20 protein-coding genes are annotated in these 19,726 nt (G+C 49.1%); 3 read left to right on the top strand and 17 right to left on the bottom strand.

The genetic code is table 11. The features are described 5' to 3' along the window. Positions 1-7: 7 nt before the first annotated feature. The 13 genes from atpD to mioC all read right to left on the bottom strand — a co-directional run bounded on the left by atpD (position 8) and on the right by mioC (position 11,834). The gene (gene atpD / locus ACXAH1_RS23635) at positions 8-1,393 is read right to left on the bottom strand and encodes a F0F1 ATP synthase subunit beta (protein WP_010384876.1); all 1,386 of its coding nucleotides are present in this window, start codon (positions 1,391-1,393) and stop codon (positions 8-10) included. Positions 1,394-1,425: 32 nt separating this feature from the next. Beyond that, positions 1,426-2,286, bottom strand: a complete 861-nt coding sequence (gene atpG, locus ACXAH1_RS23630; RefSeq protein WP_054016188.1) for a F0F1 ATP synthase subunit gamma — start codon at positions 2,284-2,286, stop codon at positions 1,426-1,428. A gap of 52 nt (positions 2,287-2,338) precedes the next feature. Then, positions 2,339-3,880: a F0F1 ATP synthase subunit alpha gene (atpA, locus tag ACXAH1_RS23625; RefSeq protein WP_046004730.1), complete on the bottom strand. Its 1,542-nt coding sequence runs from the start codon at positions 3,878-3,880 to the stop codon at positions 2,339-2,341. Between the two features lie 14 nt (positions 3,881-3,894). Next, positions 3,895-4,428 carry a F0F1 ATP synthase subunit delta gene (gene atpH, locus ACXAH1_RS23620; RefSeq protein WP_046004731.1) on the bottom strand — a complete coding sequence of 178 codons (534 nt, stop codon included), beginning with the start codon at positions 4,426-4,428 and terminating at the stop codon, positions 3,895-3,897. Positions 4,429-4,442: 14 nt separating this feature from the next. Next, entirely contained in the window at positions 4,443-4,913 is a 471-nt protein-coding gene (gene atpF, locus ACXAH1_RS23615; RefSeq protein WP_054016189.1) for a F0F1 ATP synthase subunit B, read from the bottom strand. Between the two features lie 49 nt (positions 4,914-4,962). Further along, positions 4,963-5,196 carry a F0F1 ATP synthase subunit C gene (gene atpE / locus ACXAH1_RS23610; protein ID WP_008222392.1) on the bottom strand — a complete coding sequence of 78 codons (234 nt, stop codon included), beginning with the start codon at positions 5,194-5,196 and terminating at the stop codon, positions 4,963-4,965. A gap of 66 nt (positions 5,197-5,262) precedes the next feature. Beyond that, a complete protein-coding gene (atpB, locus tag ACXAH1_RS23605) occupies positions 5,263-6,120 on the bottom strand; it encodes a F0F1 ATP synthase subunit A (RefSeq protein ID WP_054016190.1) in 858 nt (285 codons plus the stop codon). 16 nt (positions 6,121-6,136) lie between these two features. Then, a complete protein-coding gene (locus ACXAH1_RS23600) occupies positions 6,137-6,517 on the bottom strand; it encodes an ATP synthase subunit I (RefSeq protein WP_054016191.1) in 381 nt (126 codons plus the stop codon). 138 nt (positions 6,518-6,655) lie between these two features. Continuing rightward, entirely contained in the window at positions 6,656-7,609 is a 954-nt protein-coding gene (locus ACXAH1_RS23595) for a ParB/RepB/Spo0J family partition protein (RefSeq protein ID WP_475200090.1), read from the bottom strand. Positions 7,610-7,624: 15 nt separating this feature from the next. Then, positions 7,625-8,410, bottom strand: coding sequence for a ParA family protein (locus ACXAH1_RS23590; protein WP_010384867.1), 786 nt, complete (start codon positions 8,408-8,410; stop codon positions 7,625-7,627). Positions 8,411-8,424: 14 nt separating this feature from the next. Further along, on the bottom strand, positions 8,425-9,045 hold the full coding sequence (rsmG, locus tag ACXAH1_RS23585; protein ID WP_138550146.1) for a 16S rRNA (guanine(527)-N(7))-methyltransferase RsmG: 621 nt from the start codon (positions 9,043-9,045) through the stop codon (positions 8,425-8,427). 16 nt (positions 9,046-9,061) lie between these two features. Further along, positions 9,062-10,951, bottom strand: coding sequence for a tRNA uridine-5-carboxymethylaminomethyl(34) synthesis enzyme MnmG (gene mnmG, locus ACXAH1_RS23580; RefSeq protein ID WP_138550145.1), 1,890 nt, complete (start codon positions 10,949-10,951; stop codon positions 9,062-9,064). Between the two features lie 436 nt (positions 10,952-11,387). Further along, positions 11,388-11,834 (bottom strand): FMN-binding protein MioC, encoded by a 447-nt coding sequence (gene mioC, locus ACXAH1_RS23575; RefSeq protein ID WP_475200088.1) that lies wholly within the window; start codon positions 11,832-11,834, stop codon positions 11,388-11,390. A 630-nt stretch (positions 11,835-12,464) separates the two neighbouring features. Here mioC and ACXAH1_RS23570 point away from each other — a divergent pair. Next, entirely contained in the window at positions 12,465-14,027 is a 1,563-nt protein-coding gene (locus tag ACXAH1_RS23570; protein WP_475200086.1) for a serine hydrolase domain-containing protein, read from the top strand. A 43-nt stretch (positions 14,028-14,070) separates the two neighbouring features. On the opposite strand, the gene mnmE is transcribed toward ACXAH1_RS23570, so the two are convergent. Next, positions 14,071-15,435, bottom strand: a complete 1,365-nt coding sequence (mnmE, locus tag ACXAH1_RS23565) for a tRNA uridine-5-carboxymethylaminomethyl(34) synthesis GTPase MnmE (protein WP_475200083.1) — start codon at positions 15,433-15,435, stop codon at positions 14,071-14,073. Positions 15,436-15,532: 97 nt separating this feature from the next. Between mnmE and ACXAH1_RS23560 the strand changes: the two genes are divergently transcribed. Together ACXAH1_RS23560 and ACXAH1_RS23555 are read left to right on the top strand one after the other, a co-directional pair. Then, positions 15,533-16,798, top strand: a complete 1,266-nt coding sequence (locus tag ACXAH1_RS23560; RefSeq protein WP_475200081.1) for a winged helix-turn-helix domain-containing protein — start codon at positions 15,533-15,535, stop codon at positions 16,796-16,798. After that, positions 16,731-17,597, top strand: a complete 867-nt coding sequence (locus tag ACXAH1_RS23555; RefSeq protein ID WP_475200078.1) for a tetratricopeptide repeat protein — start codon at positions 16,731-16,733, stop codon at positions 17,595-17,597. The genes ACXAH1_RS23560 and ACXAH1_RS23555 overlap by 68 nt, the downstream gene beginning before the upstream one ends. Here ACXAH1_RS23555 and ACXAH1_RS23550 read toward each other — a convergent pair. The 3 genes from ACXAH1_RS23550 to ACXAH1_RS23540 are packed head-to-tail and all read right to left on the bottom strand — an operon-like array spanning position 17,592 to position 19,510. Beyond that, entirely contained in the window at positions 17,592-18,353 is a 762-nt protein-coding gene (locus ACXAH1_RS23550) for a TlpA family protein disulfide reductase (RefSeq protein ID WP_475200076.1), read from the bottom strand. The two genes, ACXAH1_RS23555 and ACXAH1_RS23550, sit on opposite strands and share 6 nt — an antisense overlap. Beyond that, on the bottom strand, positions 18,350-18,823 hold the full coding sequence (locus ACXAH1_RS23545) for a TlpA family protein disulfide reductase (RefSeq protein ID WP_475200072.1): 474 nt from the start codon (positions 18,821-18,823) through the stop codon (positions 18,350-18,352). The genes ACXAH1_RS23550 and ACXAH1_RS23545 overlap by 4 nt, the downstream gene beginning before the upstream one ends. Before the next feature lie 15 nt (positions 18,824-18,838). Beyond that, positions 18,839-19,510, bottom strand: coding sequence for a cytochrome c biogenesis protein CcdA (locus ACXAH1_RS23540; protein WP_475200071.1), 672 nt, complete (start codon positions 19,508-19,510; stop codon positions 18,839-18,841). Between the last annotated feature and the right edge of the window lie 216 nt (positions 19,511-19,726).

Genomic DNA, 19,726 nt, shown 5'->3' with positions numbered 1-19,726 from the left:
CCCCTAATTACATGTTTTTGGCTTTTTCGATCGCTTCGTCGATTGAGCCAACCATGTAGAAAGCCTGCTCTGGCATGTCATCGTATTCACCGTTTAAGATGCCTTTGAAGCCAGAGATAGTGTCTTTCAGTGAAACGTATTTACCAGGTGCACCTGTGAATACCTCAGCAACGAAGAACGGCTGAGACAGGAAACGCTGGATTTTACGTGCACGAGATACAACTTGCTTATCTTCGTCAGATAGCTCGTCCATACCTAGAATAGCGATGATGTCTTTCAGCTCTTTATAACGCTGAAGTACAGTCTGAACGCCACGTGCAGTCTCGTAGTGCTCGTTACCGATTACTAGCGGGTCAAGCTGACGAGAAGTTGAATCCAGTGGGTCTACCGCAGGGTAGATACCAAGAGATGCGATGTCACGTGAAAGTACAACCGTTGCGTCAAGGTGCGCGAACGTCGTTGCTGGTGACGGGTCAGTCAAGTCATCCGCAGGTACGTATACGGCCTGGATTGACGTGATTGAACCAGTCTTAGTAGATGCGATACGCTCCTGTAGTACACCCATCTCTTCTGCAAGAGTTGGCTGGTAACCTACCGCTGAAGGCATACGGCCTAGTAGTGCAGATACCTCAGTACCCGCCAGCGTGTAACGGTAGATGTTATCTACGAAGAACAGTACGTCACGACCTTCGTCACGGAACTTCTCTGCCATAGTCAGACCAGTCAGAGCAACACGCAGACGGTTACCCGGTGGCTCGTTCATCTGACCGTATACTAGCGATACTTTGTCTAGTACGTTTGAGTCGTTCATCTCATGGTAGAAGTCATTACCCTCACGAGTACGCTCACCAACACCAGCGAATACAGAGTAACCGCTGTGCTCGATTGCGATGTTACGGATAAGTTCCATCATGTTTACGGTTTTACCTACACCGGCACCACCGAACAGACCAACTTTACCACCCTTCGCGAACGGACATACAAGGTCGATTACCTTGATACCTGTTTCAAGTAGCTCAACTGAGCTGCTTTGCTCTTCGTATGAAGGCGCAGCGCGGTGGATTGACCAACGCTCTTCTTCACCGATTGGGCCGGCTTCATCAATTGCGTCACCCAGTACGTTCATGATACGACCAAGTGTTGCTGTACCAACTGGCACCTTAATTGGCTCAGCTGTACCTTCTACTGAAGTACCACGGCGCAGACCGTCAGTACTACCTAGTGCGATACCACGTACCACACCGCCACCTAGCTGCTGTTGCACTTCTAGTGTCAAACCAGCCAGGTCGCCTTCTGTAACTTTTAGTGCGTCATATACGGCTGGCACGTTGTCTTGTGGGAACTCGATGTCCACAACGGCGCCGATAATTTGGACGACCTTACCTAAACTCATGTCTATTCCTCTCGTTAAACTTTGCCGAAGCGTTACACGGCAGCTGAACCAGATACAATCTCACTGATCTCTTGTGTGATTGCAGCCTGACGCGCCTTGTTGTATACCAGCTGTAACTCATCAATCAGGCCACCTGCGTTATCTGTTGCGGCTTTCATCGCAACCATACGGGCAGCTTGCTCAGAGGCAGCATTCTCAACTACACCTTGGTAAACCTGAGACTCTATAAAGCGCACTAGTAGTGTCTCTAGAATCGCCTCTGGGTTTGGCTCATATAAGTAATCCCAAGCGTGAGCTGATACTTCTTCTTCAGCTTTTGGCAAAGGTAATAACTGATCGATAACAGGCTCTTGCTTCATTGTGTTGACAAAGTTGTTGTACACAACGAATAAGCGATCAATTTTGCCTTCTTCGTATGCTTTTAGCATCACAGATACAGGACCGATTACGTCCTGAACAGAAGGCGCATCTCCTAACCCGGCTTTTTTGGCTTCAAGCTCACCGCCAAAACGTTTAAAGAAACCGGCAGCTTTGCCACCCAGGGTGGCAAATGTTGCATCAACACCCTTTTCTTTCCACGCTTTAACGTCTTTCGCTACACGCTTAAACTCGTTTGAGTTCAAGCCGCCACAAAGACCACGGTCAGTAGAGATAACAATGTAACCTACTCGCTTCACCTCACGTTCGATTAAGAACGGGTGTTGGAAGTCAAGGTTAGCCTGAGCAATACGACCGATCACTTTGCGTAAGTTTTCAGCGTATGGGCGGCTGGACGCGACGCGTTCCTGTGCCTTCTTCATTTTAGAAGCGGCAACCATCTCCATTGCGCTGGTGATCTTTTGAGTATTCTTGATACTCCCGATCTTGCTTTTTATCTCTTTTCCGCTGGCCATGACTCTTTCTCCGAATCTGGGTGAGTAGCTAACTACTCACCTTCATAACACATTACCAAGTTTGCGTAGACTTGAACTTCTCAAGAAGTTCTTTCAGCTGCGCTTCGATCTCGGCGTTGTAGTTACCAGTTTCATTGATTTGAGTCATTAGCGCTGCGTATTCGCTTTTCGCGAATGCGATAAGGCTTGCTTCAAAATCAAGTACTTTGTTGATTTCGATGTCTTTCAGGTAGCCTTTCTCAACAGCGAATAGAGACAGAGACATGTCAGCAACAGACATTGGTGCGTACTGTTTCTGCTTCATTAGCTCTGTTACGCGCTCACCGTGCTCAAGCTGGGCACGTGTTGCATCGTCAAGGTCAGAAGCGAACTGAGAGAACGCCGCTAGTTCACGGTACTGAGCTAGCGCTAGACGGATACCACCACCTAGTTTCTTAACGATTTTAGTTTGCGCTGCACCACCTACACGAGATACCGAGATACCAGCGTTAACAGCTGGACGGATACCTGCGTTGAACAAGTCAGTTTCTAAGAAGATCTGACCGTCGGTGATTGAGATAACGTTGGTAGGTACGAATGCAGAAACGTCACCACCTTGAGTTTCAATGATTGGCAATGCCGTCAATGAACCTGTTTGACCTTTCACTTCACCGTTAGTGTATTTCTCAACGTAATCAGCGTTAACACGTGATGCACGCTCTAGCAGACGTGAGTGAAGGTAGAATACGTCACCTGGGTAAGCTTCACGGCCCGGCGGACGCTTAAGTAGTAGTGAGATCTGACGGTAAGCAACAGCTTGCTTAGACAGGTCATCATATACGATTAGCGCGTCTTCACCACGGTCACGGAAGTATTCACCCATAGTACAACCAGAGAACGGAGCCAGGAATTGCAGTGCAGCAGACTCAGATGCTGAAGCAACAACAACAATGGTGTTCTCAAGAGCGCCGTGCTCTTCTAGTTTACGTACTACGTTAGCAATGGTAGAGGCTTTTTGACCAACCGCAACGTACACACACTTAACGCCTGTGTCTTTTTGGTTGATGATAGCATCGATAGCCAGTGCTGTTTTACCAGTCTGACGGTCACCGATCACTAGCTCACGCTGACCACGACCTACTGGGATCATAGAGTCGATAGACTTATAACCAGTTTGTACTGGCTCGTCTACTGATTGACGCTCGATTACGCCCGGTGCGATTTTTTCAACTGGCTCAAAACCATCGTTGTCTACCGCGCCTTTACCGTCAATCGGCTCACCTAGTGTGTTTACAACACGACCTAGCAGACCACGGCCTACTGGTACTTCAAGGATACGACCTGTTGATTTAACTTTTACGCCTTCTTTAAGGTCAGCGTATGGACCCATTACTACCGCACCTACTGAGTCGCGCTCAAGGTTCAATGCGATAGCATAACGGTTGCCAGGAAGCTCGATCATCTCACCCTGCATACAGTCAGCAAGACCGTGGATGCGGATGATACCGTCGGTAACAGATACGATAGTACCTTCGTTACGCGCTTCACTTACAACTTCAAACTGCTCAATGCGTTGCTTGATCAGTGCAGAAATTTCTGTGGAATTAAGTTGCATGCTCTTTTTCCCAATTACGATTGTAGCGTCGTCACAAGACGATCTAACTTGCCGCGAATAGACCCGTCGATAACGGTATCGCCGGCTTTAATGACCAGACCACTTACGATGGTTTCGTCGATGCTACAATTCAGCTTAACTTTGCGTGCGAAACGTTTCTCAAGTGCCGCGACCAATTTTGCTTGCGCATCTTCGGCAAGCGCTGCTGCTGAAACGACGTTAACGTCGATTTCTTTGTCATAGTCTGCTTTTAATTCAGCAAACAAATCTGCAACAGCTGGCATGGCGGCTAAACGCTCATTTTCGGCCATCAGCTTGATAAGATTTTGGCCTTGTTCGTTGAGTTGCTCAGCGCATAGCTTGATGAATACATCAGACTGCTCTGCTTCGGTGGCAATGCCACCTAACAGTGCCTGAACCTGTTCATCGCGGGCCACCTGGCCTGCGAAGAACAGCATTTCATTCCAAGCTTCAACTGTGCCTTTCTCAACGGCAAGTTCAAAAGCCGCTTTAGCGTATGGGCGAGCGATAGTAGTCAATTCAGACATGCTCATACCCCTACTTAAAGCTCAGCGACAAGTTTTTCAACGATGTCACTGTGTGCGGCTTGATCGATTTCACGCTCTAAAATCTTCTCTGCACCAACCACAGCCAGAGTCGCTACTTGTTGACGTAGCTCTTCTTTCACGCGGTTGCGCTCAGATTCGATCTCAGAGTGTCCCTGAGCAATGATTTTCTCACGCTCTTGCTGACCACGAGTTGTCTCTTCGTCAACAATCAGCGTTGCACGCTTTTTAGCTTGTTCGATGATTTCAGCAGCTTGAGTTTTCGCTTCCTTAAGCTGTTCAGCGGCTTTTTCGCGCGCTAGCTCAAGGTCTTTTTCAGCTTTGTCAGAGGCAGCTAATCCATCTTCGATTTTCTTCTGGCGAGCTTCAATCGCACCATTTAGTGGTGGCCATACGAACTTCATACAGAACCATACGAAGACCACAAATGCGATTAATTCACCTATTAGAGTGGCGTTTAAGTTCACGACCGCTCCTCCTTACTTGACAGTTGTTCGTTTCAGGTATTTTGCAATATTAAAGAGCGAACAACATGTACATAGCGATACCTACACCGATCATTGCTACGGCATCGATAAGACCAGCTAGGATGAACATTTTAACTTGTAGTTGAGGCGCAAGCTCAGGCTGACGAGCACATGCTTCTAGGAACTTACCACCCATGTTACCGAAGCCTAGTGCAGTACCGATTGCACCAAAACCGATTAGTAGAGCAACAGCGATAAGTTTAATAGCAACTGCGATTTCCATTTTTATCTCCAAAGTTTCAATAGTAAATTAAAGTTAAAGTTTAAAAAATTCTTTTCTTTCAGCTAATTAGTGACTTTTTGTGCTAGCCATGCTGAGGTAAACGATAGTCAGCATCATAAATACGAATGCTTGCAGTACGATTACCATGATGTGGAACACAGCCCATACAAAGTGCAGTGGAAGCTGCATCAGGCCGATTGCACCGATCAGGATGAAGATCATCTCACCTGCATACAAGTTACCGAACAAACGCAGTGCCAGCGAGAAAGGCTTAGCAACCAGCGCGATTGTTTCAAGTAGCAAGTTACATGGGATCAGGATAACCATCACTAATTTGTTCTTAGAGCTGAACGGGTGCAGCGTAAGCTCACCAATGAAGCCGCCCAGACCTTTGATACGGATTGAATACCCGATCATCAGAATAAATACGCCCAATGCCAGAGCAGCAGTCATATTCACGTCTGTGGTCGGTACAATCTTCATGTAAACATCATGTGGGTCCATACCAAATGCTTGCTCACCAACGAAGCCGGCGAAAGCAGGTAGGAAATCAACTGGAACCAAATCCATCAAGTTCATTAAGAACACCCAGACAAAGATAGTCAGGGCCAAAGGCGCGATCAGTTTGCTATTGCCATGGTAAGTGTCTCGCACGTTATCACCAACGAGCTCAACAACCATTTCAATAAAGCACTGGAATTTACCAGGAACGCCTGTGGTGGATTTTTTAGCGGCACTTCGGAAGATCCATAAGAAAATAAGACCTAAACCGATGGACCATGCGAGGGTATCTATATGCCATGTCCAGAAACCACTGTCCGCACATGCTTTATTGAAGGCCAGACCGGCATCGGTCGAACACATCTTGGCATTGGTCAAGTGGTGCTGAATATGGCTCGATAGAGTCACTTCTTCTGCAGCCATTGTTTTATCCTAAAAGTTAATGATTAAAAAAAATCAGAACCAACCATTGTGTCAGCATCACCAGCATATACGTGCCGAAAAACGGCCACATAACGACTGAAAAGTGCTTAAAAATGAGCGCAAAAAGCACAACAGTTAGCAAAAATTTTAATCCGTTTCCTCGTTTCAAAGAGGAATACACTTGATTTGCCTTGCTCGCACCCATAAATCGGAATGCATAGGCGGCAAATACAAAATTAGGGAGTACCAGCACCGCACCGCCAGCCAACGCCGACAGGCCTGCTTCTACTCCCCAACCAATAAAAACTATTACTGCAGCAATGATAGCTACGAGACCCTGATACAAAACACCTTTTAATGCGGCACGCCGATATGGGCTTGCTAACGAATGAGTCACTTATATTTAACCTTAATGACGCTAAATTTTATCAGGGCTAGAAAACTGGCGAAATTATACTTATTTCTGCTCAATTTGCAACTTGACGAGACGAAATGTAACGCTTTTCGAGCGCCCATTTCGCCTTTAAAGGTAAGATTAGGAGGGTTGTTGAAAATCGGGCTGGATACGCCCCAAAATTCCGTCTAATTCATCTAAATTTGCATAAGAAATCACCAGCTTACCTTTGCCTTTTTGGTTATAATTTATCTCCACTTTGGCCCCCAGGTTCTCTGCCAGTTGTTGCTCAAGCAGTTTAACGTCCGGATCTTTCTCTTTTGCTGGTTTTTGCTCCACTGGCTCCAGCATCGCACGCACCAATTTCTCAGTCTCGCGCACGGTCAGCCCTTTGGCTACGGCTGTTCTGGCGGCTTCAGATTGCTGCTCACCGGTCAATGCCAGCAGACAGCGTGCGTGGCCCATTTCAATATCACCATGTTCCAACAAGATTTTTACATCATCGTTGAGATTATTGAGACGAAGTAAATTGGTCACTGTGGTACGTGACTTGCCTACGGCATCAGCAACTTGCTGATGGGTTAGTTCAAACTCGTTCAGTAATCGGTCGAGTGCAACCGCTTCTTCCATGGCATTAAGATCTTCACGCTGAATGTTCTCAATCAGGGCAATGGCCACGGCGGCTTCATCCGCAACATCTTTGATGATACAGGGCACCACATCCAGCTCGGCAAGCTGCGCTGCGCGCCAGCGTCGTTCACCGGCAATGATTTCGAATTGGTTTTCAGCGACCGGGCGCACCACGATTGGTTGCAATACACCTTGTGCCCGGATCGAACTGGCAAGCTCTTCCAGTGCTTGCTCAGACATGTCCTTGCGCGGCTGATACTTACCACGTTGCAAATACTCGATGGGCAACCGTTGTAATTCCTGCTCGGTCACCTCATAGCTTTGCGTCGTCTGCTCGGGTTCAACGGCACGCTCGGTGCCCTGGGTTTGTGTGACTTCAGGCTGAGCAGGTTGAGGCGCAGCAGGTTTTGCTGAACTCAACAGGGCATCCAGACCTCGACCCAAACCGCGTTTTTTCACCGACATTATTTTTTCTTCCTCTTAGGCAACAGCAGCTGCTTGTTTTTCCTGACGGCGGAGCATTTCTCCGGCCAATGCCAGATAGGCTTTGGCACCACTGGATGCTCTGTCATAGTACATCGCTGGCGCACCAAAACTCGGCGCTTCTGCCAGACGCACATTGCGTGGGATCACGGTGCGGTAGACTTTTTCACCAAAGTGCTGTTTCAGCTGTTCAGATACATCATTCGCCAGGCGGTTACGTGGATCGTACATAGTACGCAAGATCCCCTCGATCTGTAAATGTGGATTGACCAGCTTAGAAAGCTGCGTGATGGTATCCATCAGCGCCGTTAGTCCTTCCAGTGCGTAATATTCACACTGCATAGGCACCATAACAGAGTCAGCCGCCGCCATTGCATTAACCGTCAGCATATTCAATGAAGGCGGGCAATCAATAAAAATAAAATCGTACTGATCCAGCACCGATTCCAGTGCATTACGCAAGCGCACTTCGCGAGCGAACAATTCCATCAACTTAACTTCAGCCGCGGTCACATCACCGTTGGCAGCAATTAAGTGGTATTCGCCGGACGTTTCTTTACTGATCACGTCCTGAATGGGGGTCTCTTCGATCAAAAGATCGTAAATGGTTGCTACTTCGCCATATTTGTCAACACCGCTGCCCATGGTCGCATTGCCTTGTGGATCCAGGTCAATCAGCAGGACCTTGCGTTTGGTCGCAGCCATGGAAGCTGCCAGGTTAACTGCAGTGGTGGTTTTTCCCACACCGCCTTTTTGGTTTGCGATCGCAATGACTCTAGCCACTATGTCCTCGAATACTAGTCTTTTTTCAGAATGATTAAATGACGTTCACCATCCAGCTCGGGGACCTGTAAACTAATATCACGTTCCAGAGTCACACCGGCAGGCAGGCTATCCAGTTCCTGCTGCGGAAACTGACCTTTTAATGCCAGAAAGCGGCTTTCGTCATCGACCAGATGTCCACACCACTGAACCATATCCTGCAAAGAGGCAAATGCACGGCTCAGTACACCGTCTAATTTAACACTTGGCTGATATTCTTCAACACGAGACTGAACCGGTGTGACGTTTTCCAGTCCAAGCGCATGTTTTACCTGGGTTAAAAAACGTACACGCTTACCGAGGCTGTCGAGCAGAACAAAGTGTGTATCGGGCAGGGCAATGGCCAGTACAATCCCAGGCAATCCTGGTCCGGTACCCACATCAATGTAGTGTTTCCCACTCAGGTGAGGTGCAACGACTAACGAGTCCATGATGTGCTTGACCATCATTTCCTGAGGATCACGCACTGAGGTCAGGTTGTAGGCTTTATTCCATTTATCGAGCAGCCCGACATAGTCGACGAGCTGCTGCTTTTGCTGTTCAGTTAGCGCGATGTCCGTGTGGGCTAACAGGGCTGTAAGTTGTTCTAATAACACAGTCTTCCGTTTGTTGTTACGCGGACTTGCGCAACAACCCTTGCTTTTTCAGATACACTAATAATAGCGAAATCGCAGCAGGGGTGATACCAGAAATACGAGACGCCTGGCCGATTGTTTGCGGTCTGGCTTCTGAGAGCTTTGCCACCACCTCATTAGACAGGCCACTGACCTGAGCATAATCGAACTCTCCAGGGAGTAAGGTTTCTTCATGACGCAGTTGTTTGTTGATCTCATCCTGCTGACGCGCAATATAGCCCGCGTACTTGGTTTGGATCTCAACCTGTTCCAGTGCCTGAGTATTATCCTGCTCACTGGCCAGGCCTTCGATCTGCATCAGTTCTTTGTAACTGACTTCCGGACGACGGATCAGATCCTCTAAACTGGCTTCACGGGTTAACGGCGATTTTAGTAATTCATTCACCTGCGAAAGCGCCGGATGATCTTTGTGGATCCAGGTATTGCGCAGTCTTTGCGTTTCCTGTTCCATCACTTCCAGCTTATTGTTGTACGCCGCCCAGCGCTCATCGTCAACCAGACCCAGCTCACGACCTTTTTCAGTCAGGCGCAGATCGGCGTTATCTTCACGCAACAGCAGGCGGTATTCAGCACGGCTGGTAAACATACGGTAGGGTTCTTTGGTCCCTAAAGTTGCCAAGTCGTCGATCAGTACACCTGTGTACGCTTGATCGCGGCGTGGTGTCCAGGCTTCCAACCCTTTTACTTGTAAGGCCGCATTCATACCTGCGATCAGACCTTGTGCACCGGCTTCTTCATATCCGGTGGTACCATTGATCTGGCCAGCAAAGAACAGACCATTAATGAATTTGGTTTCCAGAGATTGTTTCAGGTCACGTGGATCGAAAAAGTCATATTCAATCGCATACCCTGGACGACAAATATGCGCATTTTCAAAGCCCTGGATTGAACGCACAATCTCCAGCTGAATATCAAATGGCAGGCTGGTGGAAATGCCGTTCGGATACAATTCGTAGGAAGTCAGCCCTTCAGGCTCAACAAAGATCTGATGTTTTTCTTTGTCGGCGAAGCGGACGATCTTGTCTTCAATAGAAGGGCAGTAACGCGGTCCGATCCCTTCAATGACACCGGCATACATGGGCGAGCGGTGCAGATTATCGCGGATCACATCATGGGTTTTTTCATTGGTATAGGTAATATAGCAAGGGATCTGTTGTGGATGATCCGACGCTTTACCCATAAATGAGAATACTGGTGTTGGTGTATCACCTGGCTGTGCCTGCATCACTGAAAAGTCGACAGTACGCGCATCAATACGTGGCGGTGTACCGGTTTTAAGCCGATCAACACGGAACGGCAATTCACGTAAACGTTGTGCCAGAGCAATCGAGGGTGGATCGCCTGCACGGCCGCCTTTGAAGTTCTCCAGACCTATGTGAATCTGACCACCCAGGAAAGTACCGACTGTTAATACTACGGTTTCTGCACTGAAACGCAGTCCCATCTGGGTGACAACCCCTTTAACCTGATCCTGTTCAACGATCAGATCATCACAAGATTGCTGAAAGATCTTCAGGTTATCCTGGTTTTGCAAGATCTCCTGGATCGCCGCTTTATACAGAGCACGATCCGCCTGAGCACGGGTTGCCCTTACAGCTGGGCCTTTGGAAGAGTTCAAAGTACGAAACTGGATCCCGCCTTTGTCGATCGCTTTGGCCATTGCGCCACCCAGAGCATCGATCTCTTTAACCAGATGACCTTTTCCGATCCCGCCGATCGCTGGGTTACAGGACATCTGTCCCAGGGTGTCCATATTGTGTGTTAACAATAAGGTATTCATACCCATACGTGCTGCAGCCAACGCTGCCTCAGTACCGGCATGACCACCACCAACAACGATAACGTCAAAATGTTCGTGATAAATCATTTACGGGATCCTACTTAAAAACAACCAGCAAATTTCGAAAGGGTGCGTATTCTACCCAGAAAAACGCAGAAGTGAAACGTTTAAATTTTAATCAGAGTAAAAGGATCACTTAATAATATATAAGGATCTTTTTAAAGATCTTTTATTAGATCTTACTATTAGATCAGTTCAGATCTGTGAATAACAGCGTATTCCTGATTTGATCCAAAGAGTTAGATCAGATCATATAATGTGAATTAGATCGGATCATCACGATGAAAAGCTTTGATCAAAGTGGCTATTTATTCACAGGACTAGATCCGATGAAAACTATCCAATGGATAAGTATGCGTAGATCCGCAGTTAGATCAATGGTTATCCACAGTGCGATCTAAGAATGAGCTTTTTTGTGAATAACTTCTGTGTAAAAGATCTATCTCCTGATCGTTAAGCCGGGCTAGCGGGCCTGTTCCAATTGCTGCTTTAATGCTGGCAACCAGGCAATGGCGGCATCTTCCGGTAGTGCTTCATCTTGTACATCTATCTTTAATACTGGTAAAAGCTGCTGTGCGCCTTTGTCTGTCAGTAGCTGCGCACAGTTACTGGCTGCCAGATTAAAGGTGTCATAGCTAGAATCCCCAATACCCACCACAGCAAACTGAACATGGCTTAGATCTTCATGATCAGACAGTTGCTCTATAAAAGGCAACAGGTTATCTGGGTAGTCGCCGGCACCATAAGTCGATGTGACCACCAGCCACAAAGAATGCTGACAGGCACTCAGTTCCGGTTGCTCATGCAGGTGTGTGCTGAATTCGCTGGCATCGAGTTGTTCGGCAAGCTGTTCTGCGACGTATTCTGCGGAGCCCATCTGGCTGCCTATGATGATCTCTATGTTACGCATGAAGCGGTAGATCCTGATTACTGATTCTAGATATATTCGCGACATCTTAATGACCTCACAATAGAAGTAAAGCTTTGATCTGAGTTTGGGATAAAAAAATCTAGCATAATTAGTAGTCAATACGCAGAAATTAATAATAAGTATATATTAATCAATGCCTTAATAAAGTATTCCAAATGCTAATCCGGTGTGCTTGTTGTGGATAAACCGCGAATATCCTGATGTTTTTTGGGGTTATCTGGCATTGCAGGAACGGCTGTAAAGGGTCATAGTCAGGACAATTTTTAGCTTGTGGATAGATTCTGGTGCAGAAGACGATCTGAGCGTCTTTTCATGATAGGAAAGACGATCTATAAAGTTTGATCTATATAATGAAATAATCTAAAAAATGACGATCTTTTTCACATAGCTGACAGGATAGGGTGATTGGCATAGCTGTTCATGTTGTACAGCTGTCTTTAAATGTTGCTGTGATGAGAGTTATTTTGCTCGTCAGAGCACGGGTTGCCACACCAATGTTCCTTTATGAAATACATATTTTGACATAAATGCGCTGTTTTTCATCAATTACTCACAGTTTGCGCCGTGGCCTCAGCATAACCTAAATGTAGTTTTCAAAGGAGCAAACGGATGAAATCACTCAACTTGGGCGCTGCGCTGATCTGTATTGGTGTGCTGAGCGCATGTGTTAGCCGCAATGAACGACCGGCTATTACAATTGAACAACCTGAATTGACGGCCATTGCGATGACTCAGGTGACGCTGGCAGCCAGGGTCACTGATAAGGACGATAACCTGAAATCAATCGCCTGGCGTCAGGTCTCCGGGCCGGATGATGCTGTGCTGCATGTATCGGGTGATCAGGCACAAAGTATCGATGTCCACCTTCCCACCGCCGCCGGCGAATATACTTTTGAGATCACTGCCACAGATGATCTTGATGTCTCTCAGAGCAAACGTTTCACTGTGGTCGCAAAGTCGCTGCAAGAAACCGTCTTTGTGCAACTCGATGATTTGTTATTGCAGATTTACGAAGCGGATAAAGCCTTGATCCCTGGCATCCAGGCCCTGATAGATTTCAATCAGGATGGGGTAGTCTGGCGAGGTGCTGCCGGCTATCGGGATGCACAGCAGACTCAGGAATTAAAGACGGATACACCGTTTCGCATTGCCAGTATTTCTAAGTTATTAAGTGCAGCAGTGACCTTTTCCATGATTGACGAAGGGCAATTTACGCTGGATACACCTATTGCGGCGCTCATTTCGCCAGAGGATATGCCTGTAGGTTACAGCATAGAAGACCTCCATGTTTTTCAGGGCGTTAAGCGCGGAAGCTCACTGACTATCCGGCAGCTGCTGGATCAAAGTACCGGGATCCGTGATTTCATCTCGTATTTAGATGACCCAATAGCGCCTGATACGCGTTCTTTTGTTGCTGCCTTGCAAGGGGGTGGAGAGGACATACCGGCGCTATGGAGATCGGATCTACTGATTGCCGATCTGCTTAAGCGGGGGTTGACACAAAATCTTGAGGCGATGCCTGGAGAAAAACACCTGTATGGTAACAGTAATACTGATTTACTCGCCTGGGCGTTGGAAAAGCACACCGGGAAGCGCTTTGAGCAGTTGTTATATGAGCGTGTACTGCAACCACTCGGCATGGATAACACCTATATGGACAGGCATGAACCGGCACGGGGGTCAGAGCAGATAGCACATCACTATTTTTACATTCCTGAGCATGAAGAGATCCCTGCTGAGTTGAGTGGTAATCACGATGTGGTTGCATTACAGGTCAATACGTCTTTTGCCTGGGCTGGCGGTGGGATCGTGTCTACACTGGATGATCTTAATGTCTTCATGACGGCTCTTCATCAGGGGCATTTGGTTGAGGATCCTCAGTTGCAGAGGGAGATTGCCCAGCACTGGCTGAGCGAAGTGCCTGAAGAGGGCGTTCAGGAGTACTATGGCCTGGCGCAGGAGCGGTTTGATTTTGAGGGCTATTCTACAACCGGACATTCCGGGTTCTGGGGCACCAACGCAACATTTGTTGAGCCTCTGGCTATCCGCATGGTCACAGCAAGTCATCAGGTGTCTGCGGATAGCTTTTATGAATTCGAGCAAGCTGCCATTGCGCTGTTTCACGAACTGGGCTTAAAAGGGGTGGCGCCGCTCACTAAAGAAGCTCAGTGACGAAAGGGTGAGACGTACCTAAGCGGTGCGTCCCAGTATTGTATTATTTACCGATACAGAAAGAGCTGAAGATCTTACCGAGCAGATCGTCAGAGGTGAATTCACCGGTGATCTCATTGAGATGTTGCTGGGTCAGGCGCAGCTCTTCAGCCAGGATCTCGCCGGCAATGTGCATTTCTAACTGAGTCTGACCAATTTCCAGGTGCTCTGCGGCACGCTCCAACGCGTCGAGGTGACGGCGGCGCGCCATAAAGCCGCCTTCGGTTGCGCCGGTAAAGCCGATACAGGCTTTGAGGTGTTCACGCAACAGGTCGATCCCTGTGCTGTCTTTGGCACTGAGGCGGATCAGGGCATGGCCATGGTCGTGACTGGTGCCTGTGGCTTCACCACTGAGATCGACCTTGTTGCGGATCACTGTGATGTCCATGCCTTGTGGTAGCTGTTCAATGAATTCTGGCCAGATCCGGGCAGGATCGGTTTCATCGGTTTCGGTGCCATCGACCATAAATAGCACGTGATCGGCTGCGCGGATCTCATCCCAGGCGCGTTCAATACCAATTTGCTCGACCTTATCCGGACTGTCGCGCAGACCTGCGGTATCTATAATGTGTAGCGGCATGCCATCAATATGAATATGCTCTCTGAGGACATCCCGGGTGGTGCCGGCGATATCGGTCACAATGGCGGCTTCCCGGCCTGCCAGCGCATTGAGTAATGAAGACTTACCTGCATTGGGGCGACCCGCGATCACCACTTTCATGCCTTCACGCATGATGCTGCCTTGTTTGGCTTGCTGACGCACCATCCCCAGTTGCTCTATGATGGTGCTCAGATCGCCAGCCACTTTGCCATCGGAAAGAAAGTCGATTTCTTCATCCGGAAAGTCAATTGCGGCTTCAACATACATACGCAGATGGATCACTTGCTCCACCAGCGCATTAATGTGCTTTGAAAAGTCTCCCTGCAGAGAGTGCAGCGCGCTTTTGGCTGCCTGTTCACTGGTGGCATTGATCAAATCGGCAATGGCTTCGGCCTGGGTCAGATCCAGCTTGTCATTCATAAAGGCTCGCTCGGAGAATTCACCGGGCTTTGCCAGCCGCACACCGTCAATCTGACTGATTTCTTTAAGCAACATATCCAATACCACCGGACCACCATGGCCTTGCAGCTCCAGCACATCTTCGCCGGTAAAGGAGTTCGGGCCTTTAAAAAACAAAGCGATCCCCTGATCGAGTTGTTCTCCCTGAAGGGTTTGGAATGGCAGGTATTCTGCGTAACGGGTTTTCGGGCATCTGCCGAGAATTGTGTGGGCAACTTGTTCGGCCAGAGTCCCCGAAATTCGGATTATGCCGACGCCGCCCCGACCAGGTGCGGTTGCCTGTGCTGCAATGGTGTCTTGTGCGATCATGATGACCCTTGAAAGCAAACTCTAATTAGCGCTAAGTGTACAGCAAACGCGCGCTGTGAGGTATAGTAGAGGCGGTTCAGAGATAAGGATATAACTTGTGGTGGTATTTGCTCAGTATCGTTTTGACAGCGACAGCTTGGTATTAAAAAAAGATCAGCAAGTGGTGCTGCTGCGCCCTAAAGTCGCCCAGTTATTACAGTATTTATTGGCCCGACCGCAGCAAGTGATATCTCGCGAGGCATTGCTGGATGCTTTGTGGCAGCATGGTGAGTTTCGCGATGCAGCATTGACGCAAAGTATGGCGGAGCTGCGCCAGGCGCTGGATGATGATGCGCAGCAGCCCAGCTATATCCGCACCGTACCGCAGCGGGGCTATCAATGGATCTGCCCGCTGACACAGCCAAAGCACAACAAGCACAGGGTGTTATTGAGTGCGCTGTTAAGTGCCACCTTGTTGATCGGTGGCGGAGTCATTGCCCAGTTCATTCATACAGATCCTGCGCCTGTGTCGGCGCAGCTAACTCATCCCGCTTTAACAATTTTGCCTCTGGACAACCAAACCGGGGTCGCCGCCAATGCCTGGTGGGGCTATGCACTGCACGCGGCATTAACAACACGATTGCAATCCGAATACCGTTTGATCCCGGCTGCTCAGTCGACACAAGAGGATATCAGCAGGCAGGTTGAACTCACCTTGTCACGCCAGCAACAGCGATACGTACTGACCGTTAATACTGCCCGGCAGCAGCAGAAGATCGTGGTTGAGCAATTGGATATGGGGTTTGATGAAGTCGCTGAGCAGATCATTGCGGCACTGGCTTTATTGCCCGATGGGCAAAATGCGCGTAAGCCGGAGCAGGTTGCTTCGCAAGACTATTATCGTGGGTTACAGGCGCTGGATGAGCAGGGCAACAGACTGGCTAAATCCTATTTTGAGGCAACCCTTACTCAGTATCCGCAACATCTGGCTGCACAACTCGAACTGGCGCGCATTGCCTGGCAACAAGGTGAGCTGGCGAAGGCAGGGGCCTTATTTGCAGCTATGGACCTGAGTGCTGCGGAGCCTGCCATACGGGTGCGTCATTATCTGTATCAGGCGGAGTTTAATAAAGCCCTGGGCGACTATGCACAGGCGCAGACTGCCGTGCAGTTAGGATTGACACTTGCGCAGCGTCACCAGTTACTGGAGCAGCTCGCTACAGCGTATCAGTTACAGGCCGAGCTGTTCTGGCTCACCCAGCAGTGGGATGCCTACGCCAGGGCGCTGAATTCAGCATACGCATTAATTGGCAGCCGTGCCCTGGCGTATCGCGACGCACAACTGGCCTTTTATCTGGCCAATCCGCCCGCCGCCTCAGCGTAATTTACTGGCGCGGGCTTTATTTGCCTATGGGCAGAACTATCTGGTGCCAGTCACTGAGAGTGAGCCGAGCTTGCTCGAAGCGCTGGAGATTGCATCGGAACTGGGTGACAACTACTTAAAAAAGCAAATACTCACTTACCTTGGGTTTTACTATATTCAGCTACATCAGCGCGATAAGGCACAGGCTTATCTGGCACAGGTGGAGCCTGATCCCCGGTTTATTCCCCACTATGAATTACATTGGTTGCTACGCGGTATGGCCATTATGGATGGTGCGTTGAATCAGGATGGCACACCGGAGTTAACCACTGCCATAGAGACCTTTGAGCAGTTGCTGGCCTGGGAGAAGGTATCCACACTTACCGCTGCGCATGCCCAGTTGATGCTTGGGTGGAGTCTGATAAAGCAAGGTGAGCTGGCGCGGGCCGATGTGCTGGTGAGCCGTGCACAAGCGGTATACCAGCAGCTCAATCTGGTTGAGACTGCAAGTTATGCCCGTTATACACGCATGTATATCCATTTACGCCGGGGTGAGGCGAAACAGGCACTGACTTTATTGTCTGCGCCTGAGCAGGCCAGTCACCTGGAGCTTTTATATGGTGCAGTGGCGGCTTCTCTGGTTCATGACCATGCTTTGTCAAAGCAGTTAAGTGAGCAACTGGCCACACGCCCCAACAGCGCAGCGCTGGTCAATCAGTTGAGTGAGCTAAGCGCTGCGCCTGAACCGTCCTTTGATCTGATCAGTACCATTATCGACAAACCCTACAGCGTGTACTGTCAGAGCAACTGGGCGCTATAAGGGAAAAGACGGCACCTGATTTGCGCGGTAAATCACCTTGCCTTGCCTGTTTTGCACTACCCAGTAGGGTAAGTCTGTCACCTCAAAGCGGCTGAACAGCTGATTGTGGCTGTCAAAAACGATCTCATGATTAACGTTAAAGCGTTGTTGATAGGCGCTGACCTGAGTTTGATCCACATAAAACGGTTTGATCACAGTGACCACCGGGTAGTCGATATTGGCTGACAGGCGGTTATTGTGTGCGATCCTGCGCTCGCAATCCGGGATATGCTGAAACGGACACAGGCTGTCGCTGAAGAATAATACCCGAAAGCCCGCACCCGGGCGCGTGGGATCAAAGGGGTGACCGGACAAGGTTTGAAGCGTTTTATCCTGAGCGGACAGGTCTGCGTGTACCACGGTTGGGATCTTGCTTAGCGCCTCCCGTTGGTGCACTTGGTTGCCCTCAACCACCAGCCGATAGGGAGTTTGTCTCACCCCATAGCGGATCGCCAGCTGATTGTGGGTGTCTATTTGCAGACCGTCATAGACAGGGAAAAGCGCAGTAAACTGATCCACACTGGGTTTATCTATGTTGATGTCCGGGTGAAGGAAGCGGCGCTCGATATTGGGGTGTGGCTCGGGTAAGGGGGTTTGCTGCACGTACTCATCCCAGAGATTAATAAAGATGTACTCAACCGGGGCTGCGATTGACTGTTGGCTGAGCAAGAGCGCAGTCAGGCTCAGTAATAGGGTGATCGGGTTTTGTAACTTCATGGTTTGTCTCCTGCCAGTGTCGCCAGGTGTTGCCTGAGCTCATCGGTGAACAGGGCGCTGCGGTAAATCTCTGTACCACTGGCATCGAGCAAAATATGCTGAGGTGTGCCGGTTACCCGGTACTGGCGGGTAATGCTACCTGTTGCATCAAACACCGTGGGAAACTGATAGCCATAGCGGTTCAAATAGGTTTTTACGCCCTCTACGGTCTGATTAAAGCCCACATTGACGGCGATGACCTGATAACTTTCTTTGCTGTGTTCAAAAGCCTTCTGGAGCAGGGGCATCTCTTCTACACAATAGGCGCACCAGGTGGCCCAGAATTTCAGGTAAGTGACTTTGCCACTGCTTGAGACTGGCTGATCGGCCACTGTCCTGGCCTGCAAAGGGGGGTAAGGTTTTGCCAAGGCCGTGGCCGATAGTGCCAGTAACACGATGCCTTTGAGGAGTGTTTTCATAATCGTCTTCATAATGGTCTCCTTGCGTTATAGCCAGCTTTTGCCGGCCAGAATAAGAAAATATTGCGCCATGATGAGCAGTAACAGAGCACTGATAGTGGGCACGTGATTGAGCCAGGCGCCAGCGCGAGGCAAACGCGTCACAAATTGACTGCTCAGTCCCGCCAGCAACAGCAGGGTGCTCATACCCAATGCAAAACTAAATAGCAGCAGCGCCCCGAATATCGGCTGCCCGCTGGTGGCCACAAACAGCAGCAAGCCACCGAGCACCGGAGAAGTGCAAGGTGCAGCCACCAGTGCACTGGTCATGCCCATCAGCAGCGCCCCCTGCGAGCCGTGAAATGCAGGGCCCGGTAAGCGCGGAAAAGTTAGCCAGCCTTTATTAACCAGGGCCAGATACATGAGCAGATTGGCAAAACCAATCTGTACCCAGGGGTTGGAGGCCACTACCCCAAACAGACTGCCACTGTAGGCGGCAACGCCACCCAGCAAGGCATAGACAGCAGCAAAGCCCAGACAATACTGCAGCGGTGCCAGTGCCTGGGTGCGGTATCTGGTCAGTGAAGCCAGGGTAATGGGTAGCAGAGGATATACGCAGGGCGTAAAGCTGGTCAGTACACCGCTGAATAAGGCCATAGGTAATAACCACCAGCTGAGGTGCGGTGTGTTTAATGCGTCTAACAGAAGGGGTTCCAACATACAGTGCTCGCTAAGTTGTTAAGATGCAGAGCAGCGTGCTACATGGACCTCACTCTGCCTATCAAAGTGGCATAAAATCCACCTAAAATTTTATCAAGATATTGATTTTAATGATTAAGCTGGATTGTGAGACTGTGAGACTGTGAGACTGTGAGACTGTGAGACTGTGAGACTGTGAGACTGTGAGACTGTGAGACTGTGAGACTGTGAGACTGT

It is taken from the genome of Pseudoalteromonas sp. AWH4_217 (assembly GCF_056161105.1).
Note: the sequence above shows the minus strand (reverse complement) of the source record. Positions and strands in the feature narration are given on the sequence as shown.

Excerpts from the sequence above, each read along its gene's own strand:
- atpD (WP_010384876.1), bottom strand. The coding sequence starts at position 1,393 with ATGAGTTTAGGTAAGGTCGTCCAAATTATCGGCGCCGTTGTGGACATC.
- atpG (WP_054016188.1), bottom strand. The coding sequence starts at position 2,286 with ATGGCCAGCGGAAAAGAGATAAAAAGCAAGATCGGGAGTATCAAGAAT.
- atpA (WP_046004730.1), bottom strand. The coding sequence starts at position 3,880 with ATGCAACTTAATTCCACAGAAATTTCTGCACTGATCAAGCAACGCATT.
- atpH (WP_046004731.1), bottom strand. The coding sequence starts at position 4,428 with ATGTCTGAATTGACTACTATCGCTCGCCCATACGCTAAAGCGGCTTTT.
- atpE (WP_008222392.1), bottom strand. The coding sequence starts at position 5,196 with ATGGAAATCGCAGTTGCTATTAAACTTATCGCTGTTGCTCTACTAATC.
- atpB (WP_054016190.1), bottom strand. The coding sequence starts at position 6,120 with ATGGCTGCAGAAGAAGTGACTCTATCGAGCCATATTCAGCACCACTTG.
- ACXAH1_RS23595 (WP_475200090.1), bottom strand. The coding sequence starts at position 7,609 with ATGTCGGTGAAAAAACGCGGTTTGGGTCGAGGTCTGGATGCCCTGTTG.
- mnmG (WP_138550145.1), bottom strand. The coding sequence starts at position 10,951 with ATGATTTATCACGAACATTTTGACGTTATCGTTGTTGGTGGTGGTCAT.
- mioC (WP_475200088.1), bottom strand. The coding sequence starts at position 11,834 with ATGCGTAACATAGAGATCATCATAGGCAGCCAGATGGGCTCCGCAGAA.
- ACXAH1_RS23570 (WP_475200086.1), top strand. The coding sequence starts at position 12,465 with ATGAAATCACTCAACTTGGGCGCTGCGCTGATCTGTATTGGTGTGCTG.
- mnmE (WP_475200083.1), bottom strand. The coding sequence starts at position 15,435 with ATGATCGCACAAGACACCATTGCAGCACAGGCAACCGCACCTGGTCGG.
- ACXAH1_RS23550 (WP_475200076.1), bottom strand. The coding sequence starts at position 18,353 with ATGAAGTTACAAAACCCGATCACCCTATTACTGAGCCTGACTGCGCTC.
- ACXAH1_RS23545 (WP_475200072.1), bottom strand. The coding sequence starts at position 18,823 with ATGAAGACGATTATGAAAACACTCCTCAAAGGCATCGTGTTACTGGCA.
- ACXAH1_RS23540 (WP_475200071.1), bottom strand. The coding sequence starts at position 19,510 with ATGTTGGAACCCCTTCTGTTAGACGCATTAAACACACCGCACCTCAGC.